This is a genomic window from Rhodococcus sp. 7Tela_A2 (assembly GCF_049311045.1).
Taxonomy (GTDB): Bacteria; Actinomycetota; Actinomycetes; order Mycobacteriales; family Mycobacteriaceae; genus Rhodococcus.
The window spans coordinates 1-16293 of the sequence record NZ_JAXION010000100.1 but is presented as its reverse complement, the minus strand read 5'-3'; the positions used below and the strand labels follow the sequence as shown (position 1 = coordinate 16293).

The window sequence follows — 16293 nt, the reverse complement described above, 5'->3', positions numbered from 1 at the left end:
GGCCCGCAGATCCGGAAGATCTGCGGGCCACAGGCCTGTCATGCGTCCTACACGACTGTTTCGCTCAGCTCCGCGAGTCGGCGTTCCGCGCGCACCACCGCGTCGCGGGCCTCGGCAAGATCCGCCCGGATCGCCTCGAGGTGCCGTCGGATGCCGAGCGTCATGTCCCCCGGTTCCGGGATCGAGACGACGAAGGAGCCCCTTCCCTGCCGCGTCTCGATGAACCCCTCCTTCCGCAGCACTTCCTGCGCGTCCTTCACCACGGACGGCGACACCGCGTAGTGAGCCGCGAGCTCGTGGATCCCCGGGAGCTGGTCGCCGACTGCCCATTCGTTCCACGTCATCCGGTGCTGGAGATCGGTTGCGACGGCTTCGTACTTGTAGGCCATACCGGACACCGTAACACTTTTACGTAACACCGGAACTGTGTTGCCGCCGGTGCTGCTCTTGGACCGGCCACAACAGCGGTGTCGTGCACGCCGGACCGCGCGGTGTCCGGGCGCAAGCGATGAACGCCGACGGCAGCGTCGAAGACGATTTCGTCATCACCGGACAGGGACGCCTCGTTCACCTGTGCAACGCCCCGTCACCCGGCGCCACGTCGTCCCTCGCCATTGCCGAACACCTCGTCGCGACGGCCCTCGAACGCGTGCGCCGAGGACGCCCACGCGTAGAGACGAACGAATACGGGCATGCACACCGGAAGAATTCCCCACGACGCTAGGAGCATCGACATGGCACGTATCGCGGTTTTCGGCGGACACGGCAAGGTGGCGCTCCACCTCGAACGTCTCCTCTCCGACGCCGGCCACGAGGTCAGCGCGGTCATCCGCAATCCCGACCACGCCGACGACGTGCGCGCCGCCGGTGGCACGCCGGTGGTTGCCGACGTCGAACAACTCGATGCGCTCGCGTTCAACGAGTTGCTGCAGGGTCACGATGCGGTCGTGTGGTCCGCAGGCGCAGGCGGGGGCAGCGCGCTCCGCACATACGCCGTGGATCGCGACGCCGCGATCGCATCGATGACGGCGGCGCAGCAGGCGGGTGTCCGGCGGTATGTGATGATCTCGTACTACGGGTCGCGTCCAGATCACGGTGTGCCGGAGGACAACAGTTTCTACGCCTACGCCGAGGCGAAGGCCGCGGCCGACACGCATCTGCGGGCCGCCGAGTTGGACTGGACGATCCTCGGGCCGAGCAAACTCACGCTGGATCCGCCCACGGGCCGCATCGACATCGCGGGTCACGGCGCGACCGAACCGGGCGAAGTGTCGCGTGCGGATGTGGCGGCCGTCGCCGCCGCGGTACTCGAGCGACCCGAAACCGCCGGTCTCACCATCGAATTCAACAACGGCGACACGCCGATCGGCGAGGCGCTGGACGCACTCCGGTAATCCGGCCTACGTCGGAAGTCGTACTGCGGTTACGTCGCCGGACGGACGACGGTGACACGCCGGAAAACTAGCGTCGTCACCATGACACACAACACTTTCTCGCCCCGTACCGCGGTGATCGTGGCCTACAGCTGGGTCACGCTCATCGCGTTCGGTGCAATCCTCACCGAAACAGTCATCCTCTACCCCAACGTTTTCCACGATCCCCCGGCGTCTCTGGATCTGACCGTCGAGTTCATGTCGGAAGCCGGTCCGTCGGACTTCTTCCCGCCTCTGGGTGCGCTGACGGTAGCCCTCGCAGCGGCGTCCGTGTTCCTGCTCCGGCGCGACAAGAAGCTCCGGCCGTGGGCGGTGGCGAGCCTGATCTCGCTGGTCTTCGGCGAGTTCGCGTTCTCGGCCTTCTACTTCTGGCCACGGAACACGATCATGTTCGACGAAGGGACCGCCGTGCATTCTGTCGAAGTACTCCGACAGACCGCGGTCGAGTTCGAGACAGGCCACTGGGTTCGTCTGACCATGAGCGGCGTGACTGCCGTCCTGGCCTTCGTCGCGTTGTTCAAGGCGCTCACGGCTCGCACGTCCACGCCCGTGCCGGTCGAGGCTCGGGTCGGGTGACACGCCCGGTAGTTCCGCTCGCGGGCGTACGGCGAGGGGACGACCCTCGCCGTACGCGCATTTCTGTGCCGGGCCCAGGCGGCCGCCGGTAATCTCGCCGACGTAGCGCCGATCGCCACACGTGCGGGCGGGATCGCCGGGTACTCCGTCACTGCCGCCCGGAACGGTGATCACACGCACGACCGGAGGAAAGGCACCGACCATCTCCGCGCAGACCAGCCCAGCAGCCGGAAATATGTTCCGGCAGGACCGCACGACCGATGCGCTCCTCGCCGGGGGATTGTTCGCGATCATCTGCATCGCGATCGCCGCCGATCTCGGGGGCGGCGAGCAGGGGCCACCTGCGCTCGCCTTCCTGTTCGGCGCGTTGTTCGCCGCACCGGTCTTCTTCCGCCGGCAGCGCCCGGTTACCGTTCTGCTCGTCACGGCCGCCGTCCTGGTGGCGTATTACGCCCTGGGGTTCCCGCCCATCGGCTTGGCCCTCCCGCTTGCGGTGGCGCTGTACTCGGCCGCGGAGTCCGGGCACCTGCGATGCGCGATCGCCGTTTCGGGCGCGCTGGTGATCCTCTCGACAGCGGTCAGGATGTTCCAGGGCGATGATCTTGCCTACCTGCTCGGATTCGAATCGGCGGGGTCGGTGGGTCTGATGGCGGCAGTGATCGCACTGGGCGACAGCGTGCGGTCCAGACGCGCACTCGGCCGAGAACTGGTCCGCAGGGAACACGCGGCCCGCCTCGAGCGCGAACGCGAGGCCGCCCGTCGCGTCGAACGCGAACGGCTGCAGATCGCACGCGATCTCCACGACCTGCTCGCGCACACCGTGTCCGTGATCTCGCTGCACACCGACGTGGCTGCCGAGTCCCTCGACGACGATCCCGCCCTCGCACGCCGATCGCTGGTGGCCGTTCGCGACTCGTGTTCGCGCGCGGTGTCCGAACTGCATGCCACGGTCGAGGCACTCCGCTCCCCCGCCGGCACCACAGCACGCGGGGACCACTCGCCTACACCCGGACTCGCCGAGATCCCTCGACTCGTCGACACCGTCTCCGACGCAGGCGTAGCGGTGCACATCGAATCCCGGGGCACCCCGGCAACACTGCCCGCCGTGGTGGACGCGACCGCGTACCGGGTGATCCAGGAGGCTCTGAGCAACGTCCTCCGTCATTCCGATGCGACGAGAGTCGTTGTCGCCCTGGACCACCACAACGATGTACTGCGAGTCTGCGTGAGTGACAACGGCCGCGGGTCGCGGGGTGGCCGCACCACCGGATGGGGCCTGACCGGCATGCGCGAACGCGTCGCGTTGCTGGGCGGGACCGTCGACACCGGTACTCCGGACGGCGGAGGATTCGTCGTCGATGCCCGCATTCCCGCAGGAGGTCCGTCATGATCCGGGTCGTGCTCGTCGACGATCAGGCTCTTGTGCGTGAAGGACTGCGCGCATTGCTCGAGCGCACGGACGACATCGTGGTGGCGGGCGAGGCGGACGACGGGGACGCAGGCGTGCGCGTGGTCACCGAGACGCGTCCCGATGTGGTGCTGATGGATATTCGGATGCCCGGGACCGACGGGATCGCCGCGACCCGCCGGATCATCGGCGATCCGGCGCTTTCCCGCGTGCACGTGGTGGTACTCACGACATTCGACACCGACGACAACGTGCTCGACGCGATCCGTGCGGGTGCCGTCGGCTTCCTCGTGAAGGACACCGCACCCGGAGATCTCCGCAACGCGATCCGCACCGTGGCGGGCGGGGACGCCATGCTCTCGCCGACTGTCACCCGGCGCGTGATGCAGGCCGCCGCACGCGGGGCAGGCGCGCGCGACACCGGGCAACTCGACGGACTCACGAACCGGGAACGCGAGATCCTTGCCGAGGTCGGCCTGGGTCTGTCGAACGAGGGGATCGGCTCGAAGCTGTTCATCAGTCCCGCAACGGTCCGCACGCATGTGACCCGCATCCTCACCAAACTGCGTGCGCGCGACCGCGCCGGCCTCGTCGCGATCGCCTTCCGTACCGGCCTCGTCACGCCGGAGGATCGGTAGACCCCGGTCGTTACCCGAACCCGAACAGCGGCGGGATGACGACGACCGCAACCGCGGCCCACACGCCGTAGACGGGCAGGTACCGCGTCTGCCAGCGTTCCACGGCGTCGAAACCGCAACGGCGGCGCAAGAAGCGGACGCCGAACCATCCGGCCCCGACCAGGTTGACCAGCAGGACCAGGTTCAGCCCGAGCGCCGTCACCTTGTTGGCGGTGAATCCGAACTCGGCGATCCGCGTGAGCATCGCGGCGAGCATGAGTGCGTCGACGGCCAGCGCTGCGGCGACCAGAACGACCTGAAGAGTGTCGAACACGTCCGGAGGCGCGTGCGGGTCGCGGGCGGAGATGGAATACAGCAACAGCCCGAGGACCAGCACCAGGATCAGATCCATGAGGATGAGCAGTTCGCGATCGACGCCCAGGATGCTGCGCGATGCCACGGACGCGACGAACAGCGCGAGCAGCATCGCGACGGTGAGCGGCGTGAACACCCGGGTGAGGACGGGAGCGATGTTCTCGATCACCTCCTGTTTGGCCTCGACGAGCCAGGCCGCCGCGATCATCGCTCCGGGAGGCGCGAAGGGCACGACCCATTGTTCGAGGAACCACTCGACGTCGACGCCCAAGGCACCGAAGGCCCCGAGGGTGAGTCCGACGAGGACCGCGCCGCCGAGCGCGAGCAAGGTCAGATAGACGACCCACTCCCCGGTGAACCTCACGAAGTCCATCCGCCGCCGTTGGGATCGCCACTCGCCTCCCACGTACGCGACTCCCACGACGAGCCACAACAGAATGGGGGCGTGGATCGCCGCGATGATTTCGGTGGAGCCGGCGGCGACGAACGGGAAAAGGTTCAGCGCCGACGCCGTGAGCAGGAACGGAATCGCCAGGGCCACCGCGGCGCGCACCGGCATATCGCGCTTCCAGGCGAAGTATGCGACGAGGAACGGCAACACGAACAGCGACGCATTGCGTACCAGTGCCTGCTCCGGGAGCCACTCCAGTCCGGCTTTGACGGCCACCCCCGCGCAGGCCGCGAGCGCGATCACCACGCCCAGCTCACGCGGATGCCGGCCGGAGGCGGACTCGGTGCCTGCCGGAACGAGCACGAGTTGCTTCCACAGGCGGTCGGAATGTTCGCGGGCGAACTCGCGAGAAATCTCGTCCACGCTGCCCATGCGTCCCACCGCGACCAGGAATGCTTCGCTCGACGTCAGCCCGGCAGCCGAGAGATCCTCGACCTGATCCCGCAGGTGGCCTTCCATCTCGTCGACGTCGAGCGGGGAAATCACCCGGTGACCGGAGACGTAGCCGCGCCAGCGGGCGATCTGGGATTCGAGTTGCGCGTCGGCGTCCATCACGTCAACCCTTCTGCCGCCGGGGGCAGCGCGGACTGCCACACCTTCTCGAGGGTCGCGGCGACGACCGACCATTGCGCCGCGCGTTCGACGAGCATCTCGGTGCCGGCGTCGGTGAGTGTGTAGTGCTTGCGCCGACGGCCGTTCTCGGCGATATGCCAGCTCGCAACCACATAGCCCGCGCGCTCGAGGCGATGTAGCAGGGGGTAGAGCATTCCGTCGGTCCATTGGATGCGACCGCCGGACAGCTCGTTGACCCGCTTGAGGATTGCGTATCCGTAGGACTCGCCCTCGGCGAGTATGCCGAGTACCAGGGGCGTCGCCGAGGCTGCGACCAGATCCTTGTCGATGAACACGAACCCTCCATACCTAGAGCATCTAGGGATATAAAGCGAACCTAGCAGCTCGAGGTATCCGTGGGCTAGAGGGCGTTACGCCCGGTCGGGATCCGCGGCAGATCCCCTGTCCCCATCTGGCGTGTCCCCGTCTGCCCTGTCCCCGTCGTCGCGGCTCAACGTTTCCGTCACCCGGGCACGACCGCGCTCGAGGACGTCGCCGAGCGCTCCGCCGACCGCCTTGAGGGGACTGTCGATGGAGTCGAGCGCCTCGGCGACATCCGGATCTTCGTCCGCGAGCCAGCCGGCGTCATCGGCCCGGAAGGCCGCGCGGTAGTCGTCGAGATCGCGCCGCAGTGTCGACAGTGCGCGGGTGCTGCGGCTCGAGGACAGCCGGCGGACCACCTCGAGCGGCGATCCCTCCGCGAACCGCGCCAGGGCCCTGCGCGCCCGTCGCAACAGGTCGGCGTCCCCCTCGAAGTGCCGGGCGAGCGCCGACCGGGCAGCCGCGACGACCTCCGGATCGGAGCCCTCCCGGGCGATGCGCACCCGGTGCCACAGAAACAGACAGTCCTCGACCAGCACGAGCAACTGGAGTGTCTCGCCCAGTCGTTCCTCGACCGCGATCGTGTGCAGGTATTCCAGGTGCTCCTGCACCGGCCTGTCCGCGTCGGCTCCGTCGAGCAGGGCCGACGCGTGAGCCTGCACGCGCGCGACGGTCTCGTCGAGCCGCGACCCGAGCTCGGCCAGCGGCGTCCAGTCTGCGTCGGGCAGCGTGCCGCGGTGGTCGACTATCGCGGCAGCCCTGGTCAGGGCGTTGTGGCGCGTGACGACATCGCCCAGCGCGGGCGCCCCTACGGATGCGAGCACGCTTTCCACGGTGTCCGGAGCCGCATCTTCGCCCTCGAGACGGACAATGGCCGCTTCCACGGACGCCACGGCCCCGCGCAGCGCGTCCACGACGGAATCGGTGGCGGTGGGTTCGGTGCTCGCGTCGGTCATTGCTCCATCGTGCTACGGACGAGAACCGAACGCATCAGGTGCCCTCGATCGTGGGCGGCAGCCGGCGGCGGCGCAGAGTCACCTTTACCGGACCCCCTGGTTTCTGTGTCCGGGCCGAGTCCGGCTCGCCCGGTCCGGTGCACCCGTGGCAGAGAGCGATACCTGCGATCCTGGAGGGGTGGCGGACCCGAGTCGGATAGAGCGCATCGGTCCCGGCGACCTGACCGAACTCGTCTCGGATGTCGGGCCGGTGCCCCTCCACGTCGGTGCCGCGATCTTCCTCGCCGGTGACGTCGAGCCGGACCCGGTGGCGCTGCAGGCCGAGCTCACCGAACGACTGACCGGGATTCGGCGACTGCGGCAGTGCCTGTCCGAACCTGCGCTCGGGCTCGGCCGACCCTACTGGCTGGACGACGAGCACTTCGACGTCGATGCTCACCTGTCGCAGGTGCGATGCCCGGTTCCCGGCAGCCGGGATGCCGCCATGGCACTCGCGGTGGACGCACTTACCCGGCCACTGCCGCGGTCGCGGCCGCTGTGGCGCGCGATTATCGTCACCGACATCGCGGATCCGCACGGGAACACAGCACTGGTGATGGTGATGCATCACGTGCTGGCCGACGGGATCGGAGGACTGGCCGTGCTGGCGCATCTGGTCGACGGAGCAGACGTCTCGGACGAGCTGGGCCGCTCGATTCCGCCCGACCGGCACCGGGCCTGTCCGAAGCCGAGGACGAGAGAACTGCTCGCCGACAACGTGATCGAACGGCTTCGCAGCCTGCGCCGAGTTCCACAGTCCGTCGCGGGTCTTCCTGCGGCGTGGGCGGAACTCGGACGGGGCATCGGTGGACGTGCCCCGCGATGTTCGTTCAATGCGCCCACGGGTGTTCGACGTGCGGTCGGGACGGTCGAGGTGGATCTGGACGCGACCCGTGTGGAGGGGCGGCGATGGGGCGCGACTGTCAACGATGTGCTGCTGGTCGCCACCTCCGGTGCGCTTGCCGATATCCTGCGCACGCGTGGCGAGTCCCCGTCCGAGTTGGTGATCTCGGTTCCGGTCTCTGCTCGCGGTGCGAACACGGACGGGGAATTGGGCAATCAGGTCGGCGTCATGCCTGTCCGGGTACCACTGGCCGGAACTCCGGCGCAGCGGTTGGTTTCCGTTTCCCGCAGCACCCGTGCACAGAAATCGAACGTGCGAGGGCGGTCGGCGGCCCTGCTCGGCCCGCTGTTCCGCGCCCTGGCAGCCATCCGGATCTTCCGTTGGTTCGTGGATCGGCAGCACCTGGTCAATTCGTTTCTGTCCAACCTGCCGGGCCCGTCGTCACCGCTGAGGGTCGCCGGAGCCAGGGTCACCGCGATTGTGCCGCTGATCGTCAATACGGGAAACGTGGGCGTCGCCTTCGTGGCACTGTCGTATGCCGGCACCCTGACAGTGACGATCATCGTCGATCCCGACCTCGTTCCCGAGGTTCGCGAACTCACAGAAGCCCTGCACGAACAGTTCCAGGCGATCACAGTCGGCGGCACGTCGGCGCAATAGCCGCGACCGATCGTCCGGTGAGCGTGCTCAGCTCCGCACGCGTATCCACGCTTCTTCGAGGAGGGCGACCACGTCGGTCTCCCGGCGGGCCCGGTAGGCGGACAGAATTCGACGAGGCCGGGTTTCCGCACCCAGGCCCAGAGCCGTCGCGAACGCCTCGGCCATTCGGTCCTCGGGGACTACCTCAGGAGTCGTGTGCCCGACCAGCGCGAGCGCCTTGCGCAACGGTTCGGCGTTGTCGGCGACCGTGCGCAGCGGCAGCACGTCGAAATGGCCGTCGGCGCGGAAATCGAGGAAGAGTTCCCCGTCCGCATCCACCCCGAGGTCCTCGAGGAATCTGCGGATCGACCCGAGTAGCGGTGCGGGCCCGGCCCAGCGCAGCGTCTGTCCTCCCAGGCGCGAAGGCAGAACGATCTCGCTCCCCGGATCGCACCCGACGATCGCGGCAACCGCCGACGGCACAGCACACTCGGCACCGCGCACGTGATCGCGCGTGACCGGAATGCGCAGGCGCCAGCCGTCGTCGAGCCGGTAGAGCCGGCGGGTCCGCTCGGGTTTCGACACCGGCACGTGGGCACGCGGCCGGCGTCGCACGCGACCGTCGACCACCTCGAATTCGCCCCCGGCAGCGAAGGTACGGGCCGAATCGCCGGAGATCCCGAACCGCTCCACCAGCGCGGTCTCGACGACGTCGGCCGGAGCGCTGCCGTGTCGATCGTCGACGAGACGCGCGATGCGGTTGCGGATCGCGGTCACCACATCGGTGTCCCACTCCACGAGCGACCACCGGTCGTCGGCGACCGCAAAACGCTCGTCGTCGGACAGTTCCGCGAAAAGAGTGTGCACGTCGGCGTTCACGCCCATGCGGGCGACGAGTTCGTCGGCGGTGTGCGGATCACCCAGCACTTCGAGCACCTGGGCGGCGCGGCCGGGGAGGTCGTCGCGCGGCGCGAGGAGCCTGCCCTCGAACATCGCGGTCCCGCAGTACTCCGTCCACGCGGCGAACTCGTCCGGCGGCAGCGTCCAGGTCGCCTGCACGGCGGCGGGTTCGACGACCCCGTTGCCGGATTCGAATTCCGCGAGCAGTGCCCGGGTCTGTTTCTCCGCTTCGGGCAGATCGGGAACCGCCACCCAGCCGTCGGCCACCTCGAATCGGTCGTCGAGGCGGTGCAATACCTTCCACAACGGCGCGTCGAGCGCCGGGACCGGACGGGTGAGGACCGGAAAGTCGCGCAGGATCCGGTCGAACGAGGCGACCGGCCGTACCCGCACGCGCAACGCCGCGAGCAGATCACCGACCGCCGTGCCGAACGGGAACGTCGACGGTGCCGCCGGGTCGTCGACGCCGTCCCGGACCCGTCGTCGCAGCGCCTGACGTTCCGGTTCGGGCAGCGCCTCGATGTAGTCGCCGAGCTCGGCAATGGGGTCGCCCGGCGGGGCGACCGGGAGATCGAGGGCGGTCAGCGCACGGATACGCGCTGCCACGGTCCGGACCTCCTCGGGCGCTCCCTCGTCGAGTTCCACACGCAGCAGGGGACTCTCGTGGTCGCCGCTGAGCATGCGCCAGCGTGCCAGCTGCGCGAGGTCCTCGAGGAGCAGGTCGAGCGCCGGTACATCTGTCCTCGAACCCGCAGACATCTCGGCGGTCCCGGGCGCGGAAGCAGCGGAGTCCGAGTCGCGCAGCACCGTCGCGACGAGGACCGCACACACGATCTCGTCGACGGTTTCGCGGTCGGAACCACGCACCACGAACAGGTCCGCCGGACTGCGACTGAACAACTCGGCGGTGGTGGGCGCGTGCGGAAGGCGCGCGATCACCGTTGCCGCGGCGGCATCGAGGTCGAGCGCGGAGACCGGCACTTCCACCTCGCGACGCAACGCATCCGCGAAGCGCAGGTCCGGGTGATCGGTGACGTAGATCCGGGCCAGCTCCGCGCACATCTCGGGAATCCCCGCCTCGTGCGCGGTGTCGGCCGGCGACTGGACCTCCCACCACCGGGCGGTAGGGGCGAGCGCCGAGAGCGCGACAGTACGCGCCGACCCGTACCGATCGAGCCACGGCATCAGCTCACTCCACGGCCGGTCCTCGAGTTCCTCGACCGACAATGCCCGCGACCACAGCGACACGACCTGTTGCTCCTCTTCCACGACCGAAGGGACGGCCGCGGACACCGTTTCCGCGACCGACGCCCTGATCAGGACACCCGGCCGCCAAGCATACATTTCGGCCCGTCGGCGAGCCTTCCGCCGACGCGTGCACGCTCAGCGGGACCAGCGCGCATCACGTCGCGGCGGCATCACGTTCGGTGTCGCCCTGAGCTTCCGACCGCAAACGCAGCAACACCAGCCCCGCAACCGAGGCCACGATGAGCGAGCCCACCGCGCCGTGGACATGGAGGGCGTACACGGCGATGCCGGCTCCGACCAGACCGATGAGCAGCGCGAACCAGAGCAGCGCTTTCCCTACGAACACACTCATTTCCCCGTACCTTCCGGCAAGTCTCCATCCGATCCGAAGGATAGTGTCACTTGTCACAGATCCTTCGCCGGGCACGCGGTGTGTCCACGAATCGTGCTCGTCTTGCCGCGCGACCATACTGGGTCCGACGAGAACGATGCGCGAGAGGGTGGAGGCACGAGGTTGACCGATCCGAAGACCGGCAACGATCCTCAGGCGGACGTGGCGATCCTGCGGGACGTGACGCTGCGTGACGGCCTGCAGCTCACCGGGAAGATGCTGTCCACCGAACGCAAGGTCGAGGTGGTGCGGGCCCTGTTCGCCGCAGGGGTACCGGAACTGGAGATCGGGTCGCTCGCCCGCCCCGATCTCGTTCCTCCGATGGCCAACACCCTCGAACTGGTGTCGGCACTCACCCCGGAAGAACTCGATCGGTGCTGGGTGTGGGTCGCGACCCCACGGCACGTGGAGAAGGCGATCGCGGCAGGCGTACGCCGCTTCCAATACTGCTTCTCGGTGTCGGACGCTCACAACCGAGCCAACATCGGCCGCGACACCGACGCGAGCCTCGAGGCGATGCCGGCTGCCGTGGACCAAGCACACGCCGTGGGGGGCAGCATCCAACTGTGTCTCGCCACGGCGTTCACCTGCCCGTTCGACGGTCCGGTCGACCCCGACCGGATGCTGGAGATCGCGAACGACCCGCGTACCGACGGCGCGGCGGACATCGTCCTCGCCGACACCCTGGGTCAGGCGGTACCCGGTCAGGTATCGGCACTGGTGACCCGGGTGCGCACGGAATCACCGCAGCGGCGCATCGTCTACCACGGCCACGACACCTGGGGCCTCGGTGTCGCGAACAGTCTCGCAGCGGTGGCGGCCGGGGCGAGCGTGGTCGACGGCGCGCTCGCTGGACTCGGCGGTTGCCCGTTCGCGCCGGGAGCAAGCGGCAACACCGCGAGCGAAGACCTGCTGTTCGCGACACGTCCGTCGTGGCTGACACCGGCCGGTTTCGGTGCGCTCGTGCACCTCGGCGAGGGCCTCGTCACCGAACTCGGCGAACCGAACCGCTCCCGGGCGCGCCAGGGTGCGCGCTCCGACGCGCAGGCCTTCGAGTGGGTCCTGCGGTGACGGCGCACGGGGTGCTGCGGTGACGGCGCACGGTCCGGCGACCGATCGGCGGGTGCCGTGCGGATTCTGATCGCACCCGACAGTTTCAAGGGCACGTACGGCGCGGCCGACGTTGCCGAGGCCGTGGCCACCGGCGCCGAGTCCGCAGGACACCGTGCGGTGCGCATGCCCGTCGCCGACGGTGGTGAAGGCACCCTCGACGCCCTGCTCGGCCCCCTCGGCCTCGAGCGCGTCGAGGCCGACGCGGTGAATCCGTGGAGGGTGCCGTGCCGGGCTGTGTTCGGCATCGGCCCGGACGGCACCGCCGTCGTCGAACTCGCCGCGGCGAGCGGCATCACCACGCCACACGACGGCCCGCGCGACGCGGTCACGGCGGACACCTACGGCACCGGAATGCTCATGGCCACAGCGGCGCAGCGCGGTGCCCGCCATATCGTCGTGGCGGCAGGCGGATCTGCGACCACCGACGGTGGACTCGGCGCCATCGCCGCGATCGACGACGCCGGCGGCCTCGGTGGCGCACGAGTGACGGTCCTGACGGACGTCACGACCCGGTACACCGATGCGGCGCGGGTGTTCGGACCGCAGAAGGGCGCCGATCCCGCGACAGTCGAGGCCCTGGCCCGCCGCCTCGAGGAGACTGCCCTGTCGCTCCCCCGCGACCCGCGAGAGGTCGCCGGAACCGGTGCCGCGGGTGGGTTTTCCGGTGGCATGTGGGCACGGTTCGGGGCGGAACTGCGCTCCGGTGCCGACTTCGTGCTCGACTCCGTGGGTTTCGACGCTGCCGTGCGCGATGCGGACCTGGTGGTCGTGGGCGAGGGCAGGCTCGACGGGCAGTCGCGCGCGGGCAAGATCGTCTCGGCGATTCTCGCGCGCTGTGACGGCGTGCCCGTGGTCGCGGTCGTGGGCTCGGTCGGCGACGATCTCGGCGACTATCGCACCCGCTTCACCGATGTCGTGGTCGCGTCGGACACCGGCGCGATGATCCGGGCGGGCGCGGGACTGCGCCTCTGACACGGCGTTCGGCGTCAGGGCACGACGGGGCGCTCCGGTGCGCACGGATCCGGCTCTGCGGGTACGGCCCCGTCGGGACCGACGGCGCCGGGGCCGGTGGTACCGGGGCCGCGATCCGCTCCCGCTCCGGAGGGGCCGGGCAGGTCGGGGTCGGACGCGCGGGCGGGCCACGACACCGGCCGCGCTGCTTCGCACGGGTCCGGTGTCACCGCGACAGGCGTTTCCGGTACCGGCACCGCCACCGACGCCGGTTCCTGCGCGGGTGCAGGTTCCTGCGCGGGTGCAGGTTCCTGCGCGGGTGCAGAGGGTGACAGCGAGGTGCCCGGATCATCCGGCGTGGAACCGTTCGTCTGCGCGATCCCGCCGACGGCCACGGCGAGGCCGCCACCGAGAATCGCGACCAGTGCGACGAGAGCGGCGAGGAGGGCCGCTCCCCTGCCCCGGCCGGGTGCAGGCGCGGCGGCGGCCACCGGTTCGGTCCGTTTCGCAGCGACGAGCGATGCACCGGTCGCGCGATGCCAGGGCACGCCGTGCGGAGTGACGAACGGGACGCCCAGGATCGTTGCCAGTTCCCTCGCCGGTCCGGCGTCGCCGGGCTGCAGGTCGAGGAACACCAGGGCTTGCGGCGTCCGTCCCGCGCGGGCGATCGCTTCGTCCATCGCCTCCGGCAGCGATTCGGAGTACCCGCCGAACACATCGCCGGACGGAGAGACCGACGCGAGCACGGCACGCGACCCCGTGTCGACGATCGAGGCGGATTCGACGCCTCCGGTGCGGGTGTGGACTGCGAGCACCGGGGTCGACGAGAGTTCCGGAGCACCGGCGAGGTACGCCAGCCGCGCGTCGTCGAGGTCGACGACCTGGACGGCGCTGTCGGTAACAGCCCCGATCGCGGCAGCGATGTCCTGGGCCTCGTCGGCGCCGCCGGGCGTCACCGTCAGCCCGATCGCCTGGATCGCCAACGAGGCCGTCGCGGCTCGCTCCGTCATTGCGACGACGGCGCGCGCCGCGGTGTCTGCAGCGGCCGCACCGCGTTCCGGAACCAGCCGCTGAGAGTCGAACGGTCCGAGCGAAGGCACGTCGGCGTCGACGAGTACCGCGCACACCTCACCGTCGTCCACGGCAATGCCGAGCATCGGACGCATATCCTGTCCCCTCGCCGACTCGCAGGTTTCAGCACGGAAAGCACGAGCGTAGCCGACAGCCCGGAGACAATCGGGGACAACTCGCCACCGGGGTCACTGCCGGTAGCAGCCGGTGGTGAGGGCGACCGTCGACGCGACGTAGCTCCCGAACGTGATGTACGAACCGTCCGCGGCGAACATCCGAAACGCGAATCCCACATCCGGCGGCATGACGAGCGGTTCGTGGAATCCCGAACGTGCCGCGACCTTCTCGACCACCGCAGCGGCCCGGCTCAGCGCGTCGGCAGGCACCGGCACCTCCGATCCGTAGATGGGCAGGTGCACGAGGACGCCGACGGCGCCGTCAGGCAAAGTGCACGCGGTCGACGTTCGCGCGAACCGCGGCGTGAAGTGCAGGTCCGGAAATTCTGCGGACAGCGCGGTGAGGACGGAGCGCTGCGCGCCGGTGTAGAACGCGACGGCACCTCTGCTCGTCGATGCCACCGGTTCCGGCTTCGCAACGGGGACCGGACGTGGACCGCAGGCGGGTAGGGCAACGAGAACAGCGAGCAGTACCGCGGCGCGGATCACCGCGCGCCTCATGCTGCACCTCGTCCCGCAGCACCGGAGACGACCGCGGCGACCTGGTAGGAACTCGTCGAACCGGGTTGGAGATAGGAACTGTGCCCGGTGATCGCGGTGAGTGGTTCTCCGGTGGCCGACGCGCCCGCACCCGAGGGCAGGTGCGTCAGCCCGTCGAGGAAGCTCGGGTCGCCGCCGAAAGTGCCCACGTCGGCAAACGCATCCCACCTGGCCTCCACCAGATATGCTGCACCCTCGGACAATCCGAGATCGCGCACGTCGTCCGTGCCGATCCCCGGCGCGCCCAGGAACACCGCGGCGTCGGCGTCGGCACCCTGCTGGAGCGCGAGACCCGCGACGACGGCGCCGTAGGAATGCCCCACCACGGTGATGTCGGGGGCGTCGGCCCTCGATGCCCCGAGACCGTCCAGGAAACCCGACAGGCGTGGTGCCGCGATCTGTGCCGCGAGTTCGGAGACGGGGCTGCGCTCGGTATACGCCAGTCCCCAACCCCATTGCGGCGCCTGATAGTTCAGCCACGTGACTGCGGCGACCCTGCCGCCGTTCTCCGCGGCGTCACCGAGGTGCTGATGCGCTTGATCGCGTAACGCCGAGACCTGCGTGTCGTACCCGCCGAGACTGCCCTGGAGCGTGGAGCCCGCACCCGGCACGAATACAGCCACCCGGTCGGCGTCGTCGACATTCCCGACCGCGACCGCGGCCATCGCCTCCCGGCCCGTCAGATCGAGGGCCAGGAGATGCCGGTCCCCTCGTGCCAGCACCTCGTCGAGCGCGTCGATCGCCGCGAGTTTCTTGGCCGTCTGCTCGAGTCCGGCGTCCGCGTCGATGAACAGGCCACCGAACACGGTGCCGCCGAGTTCGGCCTGCAACTGCGCTGCGACCCCCTCGAGTCGCCGGCGTTCGATGCCGAGGAGCGCGCGGTTGGCGGCGTCGCGCGGGCCGGCCGGAATTCCGTCCAGTGCTCCGATCAGCGCGGGGTGCCCGGAGAGCAGGGCGGTGCGGTCGCGCTCGTCCAGCCCGGCCCACCAGCGCGCGACCACGTCGGGCGGGGTACCCGGCGCGGGAGGACCGGGCAGGTCGGGCACCTCCGTGCGGGTGCCACCGAATCGCAAGGATGTCGCGTTCTCGGCGCGACCGGGCTCGTCGAGTTCGTGCGAGAGCATCTGCGCCGCCTCGCGGTCGAGTTCGGCGGCGTGCGCGAGCAGCGCGGCGACCCGACCCTGGACTCCGGCACGGACGGCGGTGACCGGCGACGCGCCCGGCGCCGGACGCACGGTGCCGTCGTCGGCGACCACGACACCGTCCGCGGCGGCGTCGGACCGTATCGCCTCGAGCTCGGCGCGGAGCGTCCGCAGTCTCGGTGCGACCAGGAGCGCGCAGTCCCGCACCCGGAGAAGCGAATCCGACCGGGCCGCAAGCGCCTCGGTGCACAGGGCGACCTGCCGGCCGGCAGCATCGTGCGCGTCACCGCCCCAGCGGCCTTCACACCGCGCCCGCATAGTCACCGCCTCGCGCACGTGCTCCACATCGGCAGCACATCGCCCCAGGGTTTCCTCGAAGTCGCTCAGCGCGTCCGGGTCCCACCGGATCAGATCGTGCATTCTCATGCTCCACCCCCTGCCGCGGCAGCGTAGGGGCAGAAAACGTCCGGCCCGGCGGAGTGTCTCCGCC

The 16293-nt window shown here is 69.5% G+C and carries 16 protein-coding genes and 1 pseudogene; 8 read left to right on the top strand and 9 right to left on the bottom strand.

Translation table 11 applies throughout. From position 1 onward, the window contains the following. Positions 1–47: 47 nt before the first annotated feature. On the bottom strand, positions 48–389 hold the full coding sequence (locus TVH25_RS16810; protein ID WP_169652653.1) for a winged helix-turn-helix domain-containing protein: 342 nt from the start codon (positions 387–389) through the stop codon (positions 48–50). Positions 390–472: 83 nt separating this feature from the next. On the opposite strand from TVH25_RS16810, the pseudogene TVH25_RS16805 reads away from it, so the two are divergent. The 5 genes and pseudogenes from TVH25_RS16805 to TVH25_RS16785 all read left to right on the top strand — a co-directional run. Beyond that, positions 473–649 (top strand): annotated as a pseudogene (locus tag TVH25_RS16805) (L-2-hydroxyglutarate oxidase); the annotation flags it as partial. An 85-nt stretch (positions 650–734) separates the two neighbouring features. Further along, positions 735–1394 carry an SDR family oxidoreductase gene (locus TVH25_RS16800; protein ID WP_169622667.1) on the top strand — a complete coding sequence of 220 codons (660 nt, stop codon included), beginning with the start codon at positions 735–737 and terminating at the stop codon, positions 1392–1394. 81 nt (positions 1395–1475) lie between these two features. Next, a complete protein-coding gene (locus TVH25_RS16795) occupies positions 1476–2009 on the top strand; it encodes a DUF1772 domain-containing protein (RefSeq protein WP_296548942.1) in 534 nt (177 codons plus the stop codon). A gap of 166 nt (positions 2010–2175) precedes the next feature. Continuing rightward, positions 2176–3399, top strand: coding sequence for a sensor histidine kinase (locus tag TVH25_RS16790; protein ID WP_422424901.1), 1224 nt, complete (start codon positions 2176–2178; stop codon positions 3397–3399). Beyond that, positions 3396–4055: a response regulator gene (locus tag TVH25_RS16785; RefSeq protein ID WP_422424900.1), complete on the top strand. Its 660-nt coding sequence runs from the start codon at positions 3396–3398 to the stop codon at positions 4053–4055. Before TVH25_RS16790 ends, TVH25_RS16785 begins: the two co-directional genes overlap by 4 nt. A 10-nt stretch (positions 4056–4065) precedes the next feature. Here the strand turns inward: TVH25_RS16785 and TVH25_RS16780 are convergent, their stop codons facing one another. From TVH25_RS16780 to TVH25_RS16770, 3 genes are all read right to left on the bottom strand, one after another. Further along, on the bottom strand, positions 4066–5412 hold the full coding sequence (locus TVH25_RS16780; protein ID WP_378527596.1) for a permease prefix domain 1-containing protein: 1347 nt from the start codon (positions 5410–5412) through the stop codon (positions 4066–4068). Further along, positions 5412–5768, bottom strand: a complete 357-nt coding sequence (locus TVH25_RS16775) for a PadR family transcriptional regulator (protein ID WP_422424899.1) — start codon at positions 5766–5768, stop codon at positions 5412–5414. The genes TVH25_RS16780 and TVH25_RS16775 overlap by 1 nt, the downstream gene beginning before the upstream one ends. Positions 5769–5843: 75 nt before the next feature. Continuing rightward, on the bottom strand, positions 5844–6749 hold the full coding sequence (locus TVH25_RS16770; RefSeq protein ID WP_422424898.1) for a hypothetical protein: 906 nt from the start codon (positions 6747–6749) through the stop codon (positions 5844–5846). Positions 6750–6927: 178 nt separating this feature from the next. Between TVH25_RS16770 and TVH25_RS16765 the strand changes: the two genes are divergently transcribed. After that, entirely contained in the window at positions 6928–8292 is a 1365-nt protein-coding gene (locus TVH25_RS16765; RefSeq protein WP_422424896.1) for a wax ester/triacylglycerol synthase domain-containing protein, read from the top strand. 27 nt (positions 8293–8319) lie between these two features. Here TVH25_RS16765 and TVH25_RS16760 read toward each other — a convergent pair whose 3' ends face one another. After that, positions 8320–10515, bottom strand: coding sequence for a hypothetical protein (locus TVH25_RS16760; RefSeq protein ID WP_422424894.1), 2196 nt, complete (start codon positions 10513–10515; stop codon positions 8320–8322). A 58-nt stretch (positions 10516–10573) separates the two neighbouring features. Next, the gene (locus TVH25_RS16755; protein ID WP_422424893.1) at positions 10574–10771 is read right to left on the bottom strand and encodes a hypothetical protein; all 198 of its coding nucleotides are present in this window, start codon (positions 10769–10771) and stop codon (positions 10574–10576) included. A 162-nt stretch (positions 10772–10933) separates the two neighbouring features. On the opposite strand from TVH25_RS16755, the gene TVH25_RS16750 reads away from it, so the two are divergent. Beyond that, positions 10934–11881, top strand: a complete 948-nt coding sequence (locus TVH25_RS16750) for a hydroxymethylglutaryl-CoA lyase (protein WP_422424891.1) — start codon at positions 10934–10936, stop codon at positions 11879–11881. 57 nt (positions 11882–11938) lie between these two features. Then, entirely contained in the window at positions 11939–12895 is a 957-nt protein-coding gene (locus TVH25_RS16745) for a glycerate kinase (RefSeq protein ID WP_422424889.1), read from the top strand. 14 nt (positions 12896–12909) lie between these two features. Here the strand turns inward: TVH25_RS16745 and TVH25_RS16740 are convergent, their stop codons facing one another. The 3 genes from TVH25_RS16740 to TVH25_RS16730 form a co-directional block, all read right to left on the bottom strand. Next, the gene (locus TVH25_RS16740) at positions 12910–14031 is read right to left on the bottom strand and encodes a hypothetical protein (protein ID WP_422424888.1); all 1122 of its coding nucleotides are present in this window, start codon (positions 14029–14031) and stop codon (positions 12910–12912) included. Positions 14032–14133: 102 nt separating this feature from the next. Continuing rightward, complete coding sequence (locus TVH25_RS16735; RefSeq protein WP_169622659.1) at positions 14134–14622, bottom strand: LppA family lipoprotein; 489 nt, start codon at positions 14620–14622, stop codon at positions 14134–14136. After that, a complete protein-coding gene (locus TVH25_RS16730) occupies positions 14619–16223 on the bottom strand; it encodes an alpha/beta hydrolase (protein ID WP_422424886.1) in 1605 nt (534 codons plus the stop codon). Before TVH25_RS16730 ends, TVH25_RS16735 begins: the two co-directional genes overlap by 4 nt. Positions 16224–16293 lie beyond the last annotated feature (70 nt).

Bases quoted from the DNA above. Each gene is read 5' to 3' on its own strand.
- TVH25_RS16760 (WP_422424894.1), bottom strand. From the start codon at position 10,515: ATGTATGCTTGGCGGCCGGGTGTCCTGATCAGGGCGTCGGTCGCGGAA.
- TVH25_RS16810 (WP_169652653.1), bottom strand. From the start codon at position 389: ATGGCCTACAAGTACGAAGCCGTCGCAACCGATCTCCAGCACCGGATG.
- TVH25_RS16770 (WP_422424898.1), bottom strand. From the start codon at position 6,749: ATGACCGACGCGAGCACCGAACCCACCGCCACCGATTCCGTCGTGGAC.
- TVH25_RS16780 (WP_378527596.1), bottom strand. From the start codon at position 5,412: ATGGACGCCGACGCGCAACTCGAATCCCAGATCGCCCGCTGGCGCGGC.
- TVH25_RS16730 (WP_422424886.1), bottom strand. From the start codon at position 16,223: ATGCACGATCTGATCCGGTGGGACCCGGACGCGCTGAGCGACTTCGAG.
- TVH25_RS16800 (WP_169622667.1), top strand. From the start codon at position 735: ATGGCACGTATCGCGGTTTTCGGCGGACACGGCAAGGTGGCGCTCCAC.
- TVH25_RS16740 (WP_422424888.1), bottom strand. From the start codon at position 14,031: ATGCTCGGCATTGCCGTGGACGACGGTGAGGTGTGCGCGGTACTCGTC.
- TVH25_RS16795 (WP_296548942.1), top strand. From the start codon at position 1,476: ATGACACACAACACTTTCTCGCCCCGTACCGCGGTGATCGTGGCCTAC.
- TVH25_RS16735 (WP_169622659.1), bottom strand. From the start codon at position 14,622: ATGAGGCGCGCGGTGATCCGCGCCGCGGTACTGCTCGCTGTTCTCGTT.
- TVH25_RS16755 (WP_422424893.1), bottom strand. From the start codon at position 10,771: ATGAGTGTGTTCGTAGGGAAAGCGCTGCTCTGGTTCGCGCTGCTCATC.
- TVH25_RS16785 (WP_422424900.1), top strand. From the start codon at position 3,396: ATGATCCGGGTCGTGCTCGTCGACGATCAGGCTCTTGTGCGTGAAGGA.